The 15,015-nt window shown below is 63.9% G+C and carries 10 protein-coding genes; 1 reads left to right on the top strand and 9 read right to left on the bottom strand.

Annotated elements, in window-relative coordinates; genetic code table 11:
* Positions 1–167: 167 nt before the first annotated feature.
* Together VFZ66_06690 and VFZ66_06685 are read right to left on the bottom strand one after the other, a co-directional pair.
* Positions 168–2,255: a S8 family peptidase gene (locus VFZ66_06690; GenBank protein HEX6288860.1), complete on the bottom strand. Its 2,088-nt coding sequence runs from the start codon at positions 2,253–2,255 to the stop codon at positions 168–170.
* A 584-nt stretch (positions 2,256–2,839) separates the two neighbouring features.
* Positions 2,840–4,804, bottom strand: a complete 1,965-nt coding sequence (locus VFZ66_06685) for a hypothetical protein (GenBank protein ID HEX6288859.1) — start codon at positions 4,802–4,804, stop codon at positions 2,840–2,842.
* 472 nt (positions 4,805–5,276) lie between these two features.
* Here VFZ66_06685 and VFZ66_06680 point away from each other — a divergent pair, with 472 nt between their 5' ends.
* Complete coding sequence (locus tag VFZ66_06680) at positions 5,277–7,946, top strand: CHAT domain-containing tetratricopeptide repeat protein (GenBank protein HEX6288858.1); 2,670 nt, start codon at positions 5,277–5,279, stop codon at positions 7,944–7,946.
* Here the strand turns inward: VFZ66_06680 and VFZ66_06675 are convergent.
* The 7 genes from VFZ66_06675 to VFZ66_06645 form a co-directional block, all read right to left on the bottom strand.
* Positions 7,901–8,635, bottom strand: coding sequence for a hypothetical protein (locus VFZ66_06675; protein ID HEX6288857.1), 735 nt, complete (start codon positions 8,633–8,635; stop codon positions 7,901–7,903). The genes VFZ66_06680 and VFZ66_06675 overlap by 46 nt on opposite strands.
* A 154-nt stretch (positions 8,636–8,789) precedes the next feature.
* Positions 8,790–9,395, bottom strand: coding sequence for a sigma factor (locus tag VFZ66_06670; protein ID HEX6288856.1), 606 nt, complete (start codon positions 9,393–9,395; stop codon positions 8,790–8,792).
* A gap of 248 nt (positions 9,396–9,643) precedes the next feature.
* A complete protein-coding gene (locus tag VFZ66_06665) occupies positions 9,644–10,426 on the bottom strand; it encodes an SDR family oxidoreductase (GenBank protein HEX6288855.1) in 783 nt (260 codons plus the stop codon).
* A 78-nt stretch (positions 10,427–10,504) separates the two neighbouring features.
* The gene (locus VFZ66_06660) at positions 10,505–11,491 is read right to left on the bottom strand and encodes a transketolase C-terminal domain-containing protein (protein HEX6288854.1); all 987 of its coding nucleotides are present in this window, start codon (positions 11,489–11,491) and stop codon (positions 10,505–10,507) included.
* Complete coding sequence (locus VFZ66_06655; GenBank protein ID HEX6288853.1) at positions 11,491–12,519, bottom strand: thiamine pyrophosphate-dependent dehydrogenase E1 component subunit alpha; 1,029 nt, start codon at positions 12,517–12,519, stop codon at positions 11,491–11,493. The genes VFZ66_06660 and VFZ66_06655 overlap by 1 nt, the downstream gene beginning before the upstream one ends.
* Positions 12,520–12,528: 9 nt before the next feature.
* Positions 12,529–13,791 (bottom strand): MFS transporter, encoded by a 1,263-nt coding sequence (locus VFZ66_06650; GenBank protein HEX6288852.1) that lies wholly within the window; start codon positions 13,789–13,791, stop codon positions 12,529–12,531.
* A gap of 487 nt (positions 13,792–14,278) precedes the next feature.
* Positions 14,279–15,007: a DUF5825 family protein gene (locus VFZ66_06645; protein ID HEX6288851.1), complete on the bottom strand. Its 729-nt coding sequence runs from the start codon at positions 15,005–15,007 to the stop codon at positions 14,279–14,281.
* Positions 15,008–15,015 lie beyond the last annotated feature (8 nt).

Raw genomic sequence — 15,015 nt, 5'->3', positions numbered from 1 at the left:
GTCGCGGTGGCTGTACGAGATGAACACATCGTAGGCGAAGCTCTCGGCCATGCACTGCTCCCCTCACGCGGCAGCCGTATGGTAGCACAGCCGATCAAGATGGGGGTTAAACACAGAGCCAGGACGGGATTCCCGCCCTGGCTGCTCTCCGACTGAGTGATCCGAGACTACTTGATCGGCTCCGCGGTGCCATCCGGCAGATAGACCTCGTAGCTCACGCCGCCGACCGGCTCTCGCAGACCTTCGGCGTACTGCACCGCCTCGATCATGAACGGACGCTGAGAGGTCGTGATCTCGTCGGACTGGAAGCCCAGCTTGACGGGATAGGCTTTATCCGGCTCGGTGACAATCCCATCGAACCACGCGCCCATCGGATCGATCACGCGGAACTGTGTCTCACCCACGCGCTCGAAGCCGCCGCCCTTGCCGCCTGCTTCCAGCCAGAACCGCGTCAGCTCAGGCCCCAGGTCGACAACCACGTTGCCATGGCGCAGGAACGGATCTTGTAGCTGCTCGCGCGGCTCGCGGATGACCAGGCGCTGCGGGCGCAGCTCGCGATCAATGTTGCGGAAGTCGAAGTCGATCCATTGCCACCAGTTGGGCTTGAGATTGACGATATTCATGTTGCGCCACGCGATGTTGTTGTTGTAGCGCGTGTTGTAGTTGACATCCGATGTCTCGCCGTAGGTCATCGGCTCCTGGGCGGACTCCCAGCGGACCAGGATGCAGTAGTGGCCGGTGCTGGGCGGATTCCACGGCACCTTCACGTCCACCGTCGCGCCCGGAGCTACATTCGCCGCCACCACACCGATCTGGGTCCAGTTGGTCGGCCAGGCCAGGCCCGCCGACGCGTTGGCGACGTAGAAGCGGAGGTTGCCGCTGCCGGTGATATGACCACGGTTGCGCAGCCGGGCGTACATCCAGTTGGTCTGGCCGAACTCAGGATTCTGGTGGCCGTAGATATTGTCGTTGGCGAGGCGATTCCAGATGTAGGGGCTTTCCCACATGTTCATCGCGGCGGTCGCCGGATCGGGCTCGCGGCCCGTGTCGGCAGTTTTGTCGCCGACCCACACGTCGGGCTTGTAGCAGTAGAGCAGGCGGTTGGGCGTGCCCGCCGGAACACCGCTGAGCACGTTCAGCGTCGCGTTGTTGTTGATCCAGGCCGTCACCGCGGCGACCGGCACGTTGCCGTTGTGCTGCAGGTAGTGAGCGGCGCAGCCCGCGATGTGCGGCGAGGCCATTGAGGTGCCGTTCATCGTGGCGGTGCTGTTGTTGAGATAGGCCGACTTGATCGCCTTGCCCGGCGCATAGCCGTCGACGCAGGTGCCGTGGTTCGAGCCGCCGAAGGTAAAGATCGCGTGCTGATCGAGCTTATCCGAGGCTGCGGTCGTGTACGCGGCAGGCGTGCTGGCAGGCGAGTAGTTACAGGCATTCAGGTTATCGTTGCCTGCGGCTACCGCCGTGAAGACGCCGGAGTTGACCAGGTTGGTCGTCGCGGTGTTGACCGCCGCCGAGTAGCCGCCGCCCAGCGACATGTTCGCCACGGCTGGCTTGACCGCGTTCAGGCGCACCCAGTCGATGCCGGCGATCACCCAGGCATACGTGCCGGAGCCGTTACAGTCGAGCACGCGCACGCCGCGCAGCTGGACGCTCTTGGCAACGCCCCAGGTCGTGCCGCCGACCGTGCCCGCGACATGCGTGCCGTGGCCCTGGCAATCGGTCGCCGGGAGCGAGCCGTCAACTGCGTCGTACGCATCCGCCGCGCGTCCGCCGAAGTCGGGATGCGTCGTCAGGATGCCCGTATCGATAATGTAGGCCGTCACGCCGCTGCCGGTCAGGTAGTAGGTGAAGCTGCCGGAGAGCGGCAGATTGCGCTGATCGATACGGTCGAGGCCCCACGGATCGCCGTTGGCATCCATGAACTGCGTCGCATCGACCTTGACCTCCTGGTCTTGTTCGACGTAATCGACATTGGGGTTGCGTCGAATCGCGTTGAGCTGTCCGGCGTTCAGCACTGCCGCGAAGCCGTTGAGCGCCGCCTCATAGACAAACTTGGGCGTCACGCCTGCGATAGCGGCGGCGGCGCGCGCATCGCCACCCTCTTTCATCACAACGATATACTGACCAGGAATGGCCTTGCCTTTGGCAACCGCGAGCGGCGCGAGCTTCGTGCTGGATGCCTGTCCTGATTGTGGCACCAGCAGCACATTAAGCGCAAAGAGAACGATGGCGAACAGCCTGACGAAACGATTCATCGATAGCCTCCAGAATACCTCTTACCGATACTGAAGAAGGAGCGAACGTAGGATGATGCTTGCGAATGCGGTATAAGAGCTGTGTGGCGGGCCAGACGGCCCTCGAAATGCGACGTGGCGTGATCCTGGTCAGGGCGCTCAGATCAACCCGTTGGCCTCCTTTCGATACATCATCGCCGGATGAGCTGCTCATTGGCTGAGGGATAGCCGAGTGAGGGGGAGAAATCACTTGACTATCGTGTCCTCACCTACTAAGACGCAGCCAATCCTCTTGACCTTTCCTAAACCTGCCAGCGAAATGCGTTTGGTGTTGATACCTGACCTGTAGCCGGGGAAGAGTCGAGCGGTGGAGAGGCTCGACTATCGTGTCCTCACCTCCTAAGACGCAGCCAATCCTTTTGACCTTTCCTACACGACTTGCAGATCGATCGATCTCGTAGGGGCACGGCGTGTCGTATCCTGGGCGTATGCCAGACGCCCCGGCGGGTCAGTCGATCTGTCGCGTGGAAAAGAAGAGGCTAGAGGCGGGGTGCCTCTAGCCTGGAAGGAGATGAGCGAGTATGCTTACGGGATCGGCAGGGTGCTCAATCCTTGAGGTAGCCCAGCGCGAACGTTGCGCCGGAGCCGCCGAACGACTGACCCTCGATCGCCAGCCAGTCCAGCGGCAGGCTGCGCTGACGCGGCGTTACGACCTGCCACGCGCCCTGATCGAGCCGCATCAGCACCAGCCGATCTTCGGTGATCCGCAGGCGATTCAGCAGATCCTGGTTATAGCTCCAGCGCACAGACAGCGCAGGATGCGATTGGGCTGTGTTCCACGGGGTGCTCGTGTTTTCCCTGGCGATCACCGGCTGCACGTTGAGCGGCGTGTCGATCATGCCTCCCACGTCCGGCGGCAGGCTTGCGACGGATGTTCGGTAGGGACACGACACGCTGTAGAGCATATGCGAGTCCGAGGGAGAACCGATCTGCGGGGTTTTCGACGACGTGAGATCGACCGAGCGCTCAAGCAGCGGCGCGTGTCCGGTGATCGTCGCCGGTCCCACGCCGCCGGCCAGTTGATACCAGCCGATCGTCTCCTCCTGCCGCTCGCCGATATCGGCGGAGCGCGCGTAGATGTAGCCGTACTCGGCGGGCGGGCTGCCCCACGGGAAGGTGAACGCATGGACGAAGTTGCCGCTGGCGTCGATCGTCTTGGTGACGAGCGGTAGACAGTTGCCGCCGGATGGGCAGTACGTCAGCTGCACCCGGTTGGTCAGACCGGCACAGTCGCGCAGCCGCACAGTAAGCTGAGTCACCTGGGAGATTCCGCCGCTGGTGGTAAACGTGGGCGTGGTGCTGAGGCACGGCTTCCAGGCGTTGCGCTGAAGATACAGATCGTTGAGCTTGCTCTGGCCGATGACCAGCGGCGTGCTATCCGAGTTGGCGACATACTGAGCGCCCGCCTGCGCGTCCTGCACGATGATCACAGCCCGATCATGGGCGGGATCTTCGACGCCCAGAAACGGCAGCGGAAACATCTCATCCGTTACCATCGTGCCCTGGCCGATGATCCGCTGCGGCGACTTATCGGTATAGCTCCGCACCAGATAGCCGTGACCCGATAGCTTCACGCCCGGCACGATCGTGTTGCGCAGGCGCACATTCGCCGACGAGTTCGCCGGCAGCGAGCTGACCGACGCGATCGTCCACGGCACCGGCTCAGCCGTCGGGGTGGCCGTGGCCGCCGATGGGATCACAAGGCCGGGATAGAAGCGCTGGAGCGTGTGCCAGTCGGACTCGCCGTGGATCTTCATCTGCGGCGTGACATCGCAGGTGCCATCGCTGGGATCGCCGCGCCAGAGCTGCCCGGCGCGATAATGATAGGCCATCAGCGAGTCGGTCTGGTCGATCGTCGGATCGCCGGGCGCAATATCGGGCAGATGCTTATGGCTGCTCGTGCAGTACACGGGCGCGAGCGTATCTTGATTGTAATATTCATCGTACAAATACAGCGCGTAGTGCGCCCACTCATGACCGATCGTGCGATAGCCGTCGCTCATGGCCCACGGGCCGCAGCGCCCACTTTTGCCGTCCCAGAGCCGCCCCAGATAGATCGCGCTAGGATAAAACGTCTGCTTGCGGCTCGTGACCGGGCTGGTGTACTCCATCGGCGATGTGACGATGCCGCCGACGAACGCCTTGGGGCGATAGCTGCTATCGGCCAGCACGCGAATATTGGCGTTGTTCCAGTTCGCTCCGCCGGTATAGATCGTCACGCTGCCGAGCTTCATCTGGCCGTCGGTGTAGAGCGCCAGATAATTCGACGCCTGTGTCAGGCCGGTGATCAGATCGTCCAGGTAGTTACCCACCACGCCGGTCGTGCCGCACTGGCTGAGCGTCAGGTCGTTCTGAAGCTGATCGTTGGTACCCGGCTGCCATTCGAGCGACACGGTCACATTAAATGCTATGACCTGATTGGTCTGCATCTCAGCCGTCTGCGCTGATGTCGTCGGGAGGCCAACCAGGAGCAATGGCAACAGCAGCATGCACTGTACGAGGCGTCGCATCTAGATGTGTCCTTTCGTTCACAAACCTGTGGATCACGAGCGGTACGCTAAACCCACAATCAAGACGGAAGATGGAGGCGCGACCTTTCCTTTGCCGATTCACCCGCCACAAGCAGTGAGTCCGCGCCGGGGGCCGGCGTGCTCCACAGCATCGATGCTTCTGCGCAGGATCGGTGACGGTCGGTTTCCGCACACGTATCGTGATCATCTATATAAAAGCAAAACATTAATATTTTAGCTTTCATTTACAAGTTAAAGACGGTATATTAGGGCTAAACCTTTCCGCTCTAAGAGCTACGCTGGCATGTGCCGTGTATGGAGCCCGGCAGATGCGCGACATCCGAGAGGTGTGGAGACGAGGTTTCGTTGGCGCGCGTGATCGACCGGATCGCCCGCGACCACGTATCCCCCAGGCTCACTCCGTCGCAACAAACGACCGCGTTCATCCTGTCGTTGAAGTTGGGGACACGCTATGGTGGCGATCATCCGTAATAGTGAGCATACCGAAGAGACGACGGATCAATTCTGCGACGGGCTCACCCGTGTATCTCCGAGCCAGTACCATGTGCTGGAAGCAGCGGCGATCCTCGAAACATTCGATCTGGACACGCTGGCCGCGCTCGTGGACGAGCCGGTCGCGACGATCGTGCCGGATCTCGTGGCCGCTGGCATCATCTGCACAGCAGCGCCGGGCTACCGGATCAATCCGTCGGTGCAGGAGGCGATCTACAGCGCGCTGCAAGAAGCGCCGGAGCTGCTGCGCGCACTGGTTGGCGAGGCCGCGCGGCACTATGCGCACCGCCTGACGATGGCCGCTCCGCCGGAGCACGCCGCGCTCGAAGCTACTACCATGCGCCTTGTCGAGCGCTTCTGTGAGCTGCTGATCCAGCAGGAGCCGACCGCGCTGGCGACCGCGCTTGCCGAGCTGCCGCTGCACGATCTGCGAACGCCCAGGCATCGGTACCTGCTGTGGTACTACCGTGGCCTCAGCTTCGGTCTGATCGAGCAGTACGCAGCATCGCGCTCCGAGCTGACGCGCCTGCTGACGGAGGCCGAGCTGGACGACGCGCTGCGCGCGCGGGTGCTCAACTCTGAGGGCACGTTCGCGCGGCTGCAAGGCGATTATCAGCGCGCCAGAGATACGTTTCAGACCAGCTACGAGCTATGGCAGCGCCTCGGCAATCCTGCGCGCGAGGGTCTGGCGCTGATGAACCTGGGCATCCTGAGCTACTACCTCCAGGATTATCCAGTCGCCGAGCGCCAGCTTACCACCAGCCTTGAGCTTTTTCGGCGGGTCGAGAACGTTCACTGGCAGGCGATGGCCTGGACCAACCTGGGGCTTGTGGCGCGGGATCTTGGGCGGTGGGAGCAATCTCTGGCGGCCTTCGGCCATGCCGCCGCGATCTTCGAGCGCGACGGGCCGCTCGACTTCTTCGCGCAAGTCACCAACAATATCGCCGAGGTCCGGCTGCTTCAGGGCCAGTTCGACCGTGCCTGCGCGGACTTCGAGCGCGCGCTGCACCAGATGCGCACGCGCACCTTCGCCGTGGACGCGCATCTTGGCCTTGGTCTGGTGTGCCAGGCGCAGGACGACGACGCTGCGGCGCTGGTTCACTATCGTGCGGCGCTAGAGATAGTGCAGGAGCTTGGACGGCGTGAGATTGTCGCGCAGGTCCAGTACCGGATCGGCCATGCCGAGCAGCGGCTCCACCATGCGGCGGCGGCGCTGCATCACTACGCGCTGGCGGTCGAGGCGATCGAGGCGGCGCGCGCGACGACCTCCGACGAATCGCTGCAAATCAGCATCATGGGACGCTGGCAGCAGGTCTACGAGGCGGCAATCCTGCTGTGCCTGGAGCAGGGCGATGCGGCGCTGGCGTTCGACTACGCGGAGCGCGCGCGGGCACGGGCCTTTGCCGATATGCTGGCGCGGCATACGTCCAGCCTGCATGCCGCCGATGTCGCGCCGATCACCGCGCGTGAGGTGCAGGCGCTGCTGCCTCCGCAGATGCTTGTGCTGGCGTATGTGAGCACCGGCCTGTACAATCCAGAAACGGCATTGCTCCGCGCGTGCGATCCACGGGTGCGCGCCTGTCTGGAAACGCCCTCGCGGCTGCTGCTCCTAGCGCTCACCGCCGACGACATACGCGGCCATGATTGCGCGGTCAATCCAAACGTCTTCCAGGCCGCCTCGCCGTATCTTGCCGACGGCCAGCGCTTCCTGGCGAGCAATCTCCTGCGCCGGATTTACCGGGCGCTGATCGCGCCCGCTGGCGATCTGCTGGCTCCGGCGCGGCAGGTGGCGATCATTCCCCACGGCCCGCTGCATCAGCTTCCCTTCACCGCGCTGCTCGACGACAACGACGAGCCGCTGCTTGAGCATGGCCTGGACCTGATCTACGCGCCGAGCGCGACGGTTCTCTTCCGCGCCGGACGCTCGCGATCTGCTGGCGCTTCCGAGCTATGTCTGACCGTGGGCTATGACGGCGGCACCGACCGCAACCTGCGGCATGTCGAGCCGGAGGCGGAGACGGTCGCGGCGCTGTGTGGCGGAACCGTCTGGCACGGGCATCGCGACATTCGGCGGCAGTTGTCCGCCGTCGTCGGGCGCTACCGATGGCTCCACTTCGCCTGTCACGGGGAGTTCGATCACGACAATCCCCTGCGCTCCTGGCTGGAGATCGGCCCCGGCGAGAAGCTCAGCGCCGCCGATGTGCTCGCGGACTACCAGCTTCAGGCTGAACTGGTGACGCTCAGCGCGTGCCGGAGCGGCCTGAGCCGGGTGCTGCGCGGCGATGAGCCGATGGGCCTGGTGCGGACGTTCCTGCGATCCGGCGCGCGAGCCGTGCTGGTCACGCTGTGGATGGTCGAAGATACCTCGGCGCGGCTGCTGATGGAGCGGTTTTATGCCATCCTCCTGGCACAGCAGCCATGCAGCGATCCGCCCACGGCGCTGCGTGCGGCGCAGCGCTACCTGCGCCACCTGCGCGCGCGCGAGGTCGCCGAGTGGCTGGCGCGGAACGGCGAGGCCGTGCCGCAGAGCTTAAGCGACGATCCAGCAGCGCGACCCTTCGCCAACCCGATCTTTTGGGCACCTTACGTGCTGGTCTGCGGCGGGCTATCGACATCGACCTCGATCTGAAGCCCCGGCACATCGTCGATCGGCACATTCTCGAAGACAGCTTCGCCCCAGGGATCGGTGTGAGCGCGGCGCTGGGTGCCGCCGACGGTCAGCGTCACGGGAAGATCGGCCAGATCGGGCCACTCGCGATCGGCAAGCACTACCTGGGAGCGCACCGTACACTGATCCTGGGCATCGCGCTGCCGATAGACGCTCACCTGAAGCCGCGTGTCATCGCCGAAGGGCTGATCGACGGTTACATCAAGCATCGGCTCGTGGGCAGCGCCACGCAGCGCAAACTCGGAGCGCTGCGGCGCGAGCAGATCGAGGAGCGACTGGGAGAGCGTGAAGCGCAAACGGCGCTCTGCCAGCCGCTCGATCGCAGCCGTGAGCGTCCGCTGTAGCCGATCCGCTGTGCTCAGCCGCAAGAAATCCAGAGCGGGCGCGGGAACGGCGATCGGTAGCAGATCCGTCGCCTCGGCGAGACGCGCCTCGTACACCAGGGCGTACGCCTCGGCACACGCGACACAGCTATCGAGATGCTGGGTCACGATCGGAAATAGCGCTATATAGTCCTGCCCGGCAAGCTGGGCGGTAATATACGGCTCCAGCACGTCGAGGCACGCGCTGTGGGCAGCCTGGTCATGGTGGAGTGTGATGATCTGAGCTAGCCGCTGCGCTTGCTGCAATGTCCAGTGATCGAAGCTCACGGCAGCCTCCTTCCCTAATGTGCGACAGGCCGGGGGTCTGGGGGTGGCCCCCAACGATTCCCCTCTCTGGTGCAGAATCTGCGGTTTCCCGACGCCTTGATCCTGCGCTAAATAAGTATAATCCTAAGACGAGCGAAACGACGGCTCCCTTTCCTTAGTCCAGCAGTTCGCGCAGCCGATCCAGAAGCGCCGGATCGCGGCGCAGCGCGGCGAGGTTTTTCGCGCGTGTCACCTGGATATGGCTGGGCCGAATCTCTTGTCCGGCGCGCTCGGTTTCGGCACGGGCCAGCACCTCGTCGGTCTGCTCCGCGAAGTAGCGCCCGATCACCACCCGCCGCGACCGCTCGCTCAGCGGGCCGTGGAAAATAACGTCGTGCAGCAGCGCCCGCACATCGGTCGTGTCGGCAAGCTGCTGCGAGGTCGCCAGCCACGGCGCGTGCTCATCGTCGATCGAGATCGCCGGGTAGCGCCGGTACTCAGGCCGTCGCAGCTCGTCGAGGACGACGCGGCGCACGATCTGGGCGGTCCACTCGCGAAAGACCACCGGATTACGGCACTGCTCCAGGCTACGATGGATTTTGATCAGCGCTTTCTGTGTACAGTCTGAGGCCAGGGAGGCGGGATCTCGCTGTGTGCGGAGCATCGCGTAGGCGATGCGGTACAGGTAGGCCCACAATTGCTCGAAGGCATCAGCTTGAGCATCGGTACCATCCTGCTGACAAGCAACATAGAGTGTTCGATCGTCAACCGTCTTATCCACGATGCGTACCCCTCGGCGAAACGTGTCCGCCTATTGTAGCATAGGCCACTCGCTGCCCCGTGCCGCAAGGAGCAGAACAAAGAACCGGGTGCCCTTTGGGCATGGGCACCCGGCAAAAGAACACGGGAACAAAAGAACGAAAGAACAAAGCCGTACCTTCCGTGTTCTTGTGTTCCCGTGTTCGCTACTCCCCCGACCCCTGATCCCTGGACTTGAAGCTTTGAACTTGAAACTCTGAACGCAGAATACTAAACGCGGCGCAGGCGAACCGGACTCAGCGCGGTCGTCTGGCCGCCATCGACCACGATCACCTCGCCCGTAGCATAGGACGAGCCCGAGCCGACCAGAAAGGCAACCCAGCTTGCGATCTCGTCGGGCTGGCCGATCTTGCCCACCAGCGGATTATCCAGCGGTCGTCCGGCGATCGGCACATAGTGCGCCTCAGTCATCGGCGTTACCACCCAGCCGGGCGCGAGGCAATGTGCCCGAATACCGTGCGGTGCCAGCTCACAGGCGATCGATTTCGTCAGCATGATCACCGCCGCCTTGGATACGTTGTAGGGCGCGAGCGTCGCCTCAGGGTAGAGGCCGTTCACCGAGGAGATGGTGACGATGCTACCGCCCGCGCCCTGCTCGACCATCACGCGGGCAGCCGCCTGGCACACGGCGATCACACCGTGCAGGTTCACGCCAAGCGTCTGCTGCCAGTCCTGGGCGGTCAGCTCAAGGAAGCTTCTGGGCTCCGGCTGAACGCCGTGCGAGACGACCAGCGCATCCAGACGCCCGAAGCGCTGCCGTGTCGCCTCGACCGCCGCCTGCGCCTGCTCCGGCTGCGCCATATCGGCGACGTGCCACGCGCAGCGCTCGGCATTCCCCAGCTTCTCCGATGCCTGGCGCAACCGTTCCTCGCCGCGCGCGCAGAGCATCACCGCGTAGCCGTCATTCAGCAATGCCGCCGCGCTCGCCAGACCGATACCGCTGGAACCGCCTGTAATCAGCGCCACCCTGCCCCGGCCAGCGTCCTGAATCATGAGCATCTCCTTGCCGCGCCTCAGCGCCACGTTCATCCAAGCCCACGGCCTGTAGGCGCTTGGTTCTTTGTTCTTTCGTCATCCGCACGAGGCGTCGTTTTCTGCCACCGGCTGCGAAGACGAGCCAGACACCAGCCGCTCCACCACCTGCACAATCCGATCGGCGTTCGGGATGGCGTCCGCTTGCAACGCCGGGCTGAAGGGCATCGGCAGGGCGGCCCCGCACACACGCACCGGCATGGCCGCGAGCGCTCCGTAGAGCTCAGGCCGATCGCAGATCGCCGCGATGATCTCAGCCGCCATCGAAGCCGTCGGCGGCGCTTCATCGACGACGACGAGCCGACCCGTGGTGCGTACCGACGCGGCGATCGTCTCCATGTCGAGCGGCACCAGCGTGCGCGGGTCGATCACCGCGCAGGAGATGTTCTGCTGCGCCAGCCGATCAGCAGCCGTCAGCACCTCGCGCACCATCACGCCGATCGCGACGATCGTCACATCCGCCCCCCGACGCCAGACGCGCGCCGCGCCGAAGGGGATCGGCTCGATCACGCCGTCGCTGCGGTCCCACCACTCATAGAGCTGCGGAGCCTCGAAGACAAAGACCGGATTCGGATCGTCAAACGCCGTCAGGTACAGCCCGGCAGCCTCCTCGATCGTCGACGGCACGACGACCTTGATGCCCGGCACATGCGCGAACATGCCGTACGGCGACTGTTCGTGCTGCGCGCCAAGGTTATCGCCGCCCCTGGTCATCGCCCGCAGCGTTATTCCGATCGAGAACTGCTCGCCCGACATGTAGCGCAGCTTCGCCGCCTGGTTGACGATCTGGTCCATCGCCACAAAGGCGAAGGCTGCGCGGTTGAGATGGACGATCGGATGCAGGCCAGCGATGGCCGCGCCAACCGCGGCGCCGACCATCGTATGCTCGGCGATCGGAAAGAAGCGAATGCGGGCGCTGCCGAACTCGTCGGTCCAGAATGGCGGCACATAGGTGCCGAAGTAGAGCAGCCTCGGATTGGCCCGAAGCTGCTCGGTGATGACCTTGGTCGGGGGAGCCATCGTCATTACGGTACCTCGCTTGCTGCTGGCTGCGCCGATGTGGGTGTGAAAACGCCGCGCATTGCCGTTTCTGGGCCTGGCGGCGACGACTCGCGCGCAAACGCGACCGCCTCGTCGACCTCGGCATCCACCAGCCGGGCCAGATCCTCAAGCTGCGTGGCAGCGCAGCCCTGCTCGATCAGCACAGCCCTGAGCCGAGGCAGCGGATCGCGCGTAGCCCACTGCTGGACCTCATCTGCCGGGCGATACTCCGGCAGCGGCCTGGTGCCCCACTGCGCGTGGAAGCGCAGCAGGTAGGTTTTCGCCTCCAGAAAGGACGGTCCTTCGCCGCTGCGCGCGCGAGCTACCAGATCGCGCGCCGCCTGTCGCACCGCAAGCACATCGTTACCATCGACCGCCACGCCGGGCATCAGGTGCGCGCCGCCCCAGCGGCTCAAGTCCGTCGATGCGAAGACCTGATCGCTGCGGGTGACGTCCTGGTAGCTATTGTTCTCGCAGACAAAGACGATCGGCAGGTGTTGCGCCGAGGCCACGCTCAGGCACTCATGAACCACGCCCGCGCCGGTCGCGCCATCGCCGAAGAAGACGACCACGACCTGATCGCTCTGGCGAACCTGCGCAGCCATCGCCAGGCCCAGGGCGATCGGCACGTTCGCGCCGACCACCGCGTTGCCGCCGAGAAAGCCGCGCTGCCAATCGGCAAGATGCATCGAGCCGCCTCGGCCCTGACAGAGGCCGGTTTCTCGCCCGAAGATCTCTGCCATCATCCGGGGAAGAGCGACGCCCTTGGCGATTGCGTGGCCGTGTCCGCGATAGTAGCTGGCGATCTGGTCGTCGGCCTGGAGCGCGGCGCACACTCCGGCGGCGATGGCCTCGTGGCCGATGTAGGGATGGACAACTCCGGTGATCTCGCCGCTGGAGCGCAGCGTCAGCAGCCGCTCCTCGAAAACCCGTATCCGCAGCATCGTCTGGTACAGGTGCAGCATGGCCGCCTGGTCGTCGTTGCCCGGCGCTTCCGATGCAGTTCCTGGCATGCATACCCCCTACGTGGATTCTCCCGCCAGATCGCGCTGCGCCGATTCAACCCAGCGCGTCGGCGGAAAGAACCAGATCCAGGCCGTCGATGCGAGCATCGCGGCGGCGTACAGCGTCGGCAGTACGCCAAAGAAGCTTGAGGCGACACCGCCCACGATCGCGCCGATCGGGAACGAGGTTGCTCCGATCGCGCGCATCGTGGCGTTGACGCGACCCATCAGGTGGTGCGGGATGATCGTCTGGCGCATCGTCACGGAGGTCACGGCCCAGACAACGCTGACCAGACCAAAGATCAGGTTATAGACCAGCAGAACAATAAAGCTGTTGCCGTATGAGGCCAGCGGGATCAAAAAGAGCACCAGCCCGGCAACCGCCGAGGAGATGGTAATCATCAGGCTGAGCGGCATGCGCTTGACCAGCCGACGGGCCAGGATCACGCCCAGGAACGCGCCCAGATAATTCAGCGTCACGGTGACGCCCACGGCGGACGGCGAGAGCTGTAGCTCGCGGTAGACGTAGAAGAGATAGAGCGCGCCCAGGACCGAGCCGCCCAAGTTCAGCGTGAAGGTGCCCATCGTCAGGCGAATCAGCGTCGAGGAGCGCGAGAACATGCGCAGGCCGTCGAGCACGGACTGAAAGCCGAGCTTCGGCGGTGCTGTCTGGCGCAGCGAGGAGTCGTTTAGCCGCCAGAGTAGCGCCGCCGAGATCAGGAACGAGGCCATGTCGATCAGCATCGCCCAGCTCGCGCCCACCACCTGCACCAGCGTTCCGCCGAGACTCCAGCCGCTCATGCGCCCAACCGATCGACCGCCCTCAAGGTCGACGTTGCCGCGCATCAGGTCTTGCTCCGGCACCAGCGCCGGGATCAGCGATTGCACCGAAAGCTCGTGCAGCGCCTGGAAGAGGCCGATCAGCGCGCCCACGACGTAGAGATAGAGCAGCGAGTCGAGGCCGAAGGCCATCAGCAAGGGAACGGTTGCGACCGTCAGCGCCGCCGCCAGGTCCGAGATGATCAGCAGCCGCCGCAGCGAGATGCTATCGACGAGCAGCCCCAGCAGCGGGCCGATCAGCATCGACGGCAGGTACGATACCGCCAGCAGCGTTGTCACCTGGATCGCGGAGGCGTTATAGACGATGACAGCCAGCGTCGGGATTGCCAGCAATGTCACCTGGCTACCCAGAACGTTGATCGTCTCGGCCATCCAGGTAAGCTGATACTGCTGGCCGAGGCCGAAGGGATCACGAATCTTCTGAAGCTTATCTGCGCCCATCCTCACCAAGCGCGAATGTTTGAAAGCAGGAGGCAAAGCTCGCAATGCAGGTTTCCTTCCACGAACAGTTGCTTGTAGTGGGGGGCGACAATGACAGGTGCCTGAACGTCCTCTGCCACTTTCTCCTTATCACGATCGAGCTTCGCAGCGCGAAGGTGAGCGGAGCGTAGCATAGAACTGGGCGCGATGTATGTGTTTCAGCTTACAGCTTCAATGCGAGTTTCAAGTTTCAAGCTTCAAGTTTTGAGTTCCTTGAACTTTGAACCTGGGTTTCCCCTTGTGCGCCGGGCGCCCATGCCCTGGGGCCACACGTTGGGTCTGGCACCCGGTTCTTAGTTCGTCCGCCAAGCACAACCGCATAACTCCTATCAGCGTTAGGAGCTATGCGGCAACTGCTATAAGCCTCGTACTTCGAGTTTTTGGCTGTGCTTGGCAAGCCCGCTCGCGCAGCCACCTGTGCGAGGAGCCCATGATCGCATAGGCTCTGTCAGACCGAGGTGTACGGGATCGGCCAGGTCCGCATTCTGAACGGCAGCGCAACGCACCAATCGTCCAGGCGCAGCGCGATGCCCTCGTCGAGCAGCGTTTGAGCCGCTTCGGCAAGCGCATCATCCTGGGCTAGATCGGAGATGCGCACCGGCACCTGCATCCGCTGAAACGTCTCGCAGAGCGCGGCCTCGTCCAGCACGAAGCGCGCCTGGATGACGGTTGGGCGCGTATCTCGGATGATCACAAAGCCCGGCCCGCGTCGCCAATACATGCGCCCGAACGAGTAGAGCTGCCGCCAGATCTCGAAGGGCTCATCGACCGGATCTTCCGTGGGCGCGGGCAGGTGAACCAGCCGCTCAAGATCGATCGTCTCGTCGGCGCTGCCCTGCCACTGCACGCGCAGGCCAAACGAGAGCGAATCGCGCAGGAAACGGATGAACGCGAGCGTCGCCCTGGGCGCTTCCGCCGACAGCACGACAGGCCGCTCGACCACGATCGTGGGCACGGTTGCCCGCGCCAGCACGCCGACGCTCTGCTCGTCGGGCCATACCTCAGGGTCGTCAACTGCCCAGACCACGGTATACTCGGCACCGCCCGCCTGATCCGCCAGCCACGGCAGCAGTTGGTCGAGTTCCTCTTCGCGGGTGATACGCGCCGTCATGCGCAGGCCGGGCTGAGCCGGAGGACGTTCCAGCAGATCGATCGGATAACCTGTATTCGTCATCATAGGCTTAT

The organism is Herpetosiphonaceae bacterium (assembly GCA_036374795.1).
GTDB lineage: Bacteria > Chloroflexota > Chloroflexia > Chloroflexales > Kallotenuaceae > LB3-1.
This window is presented reverse-complemented; position numbering and strand designations above follow the sequence as displayed.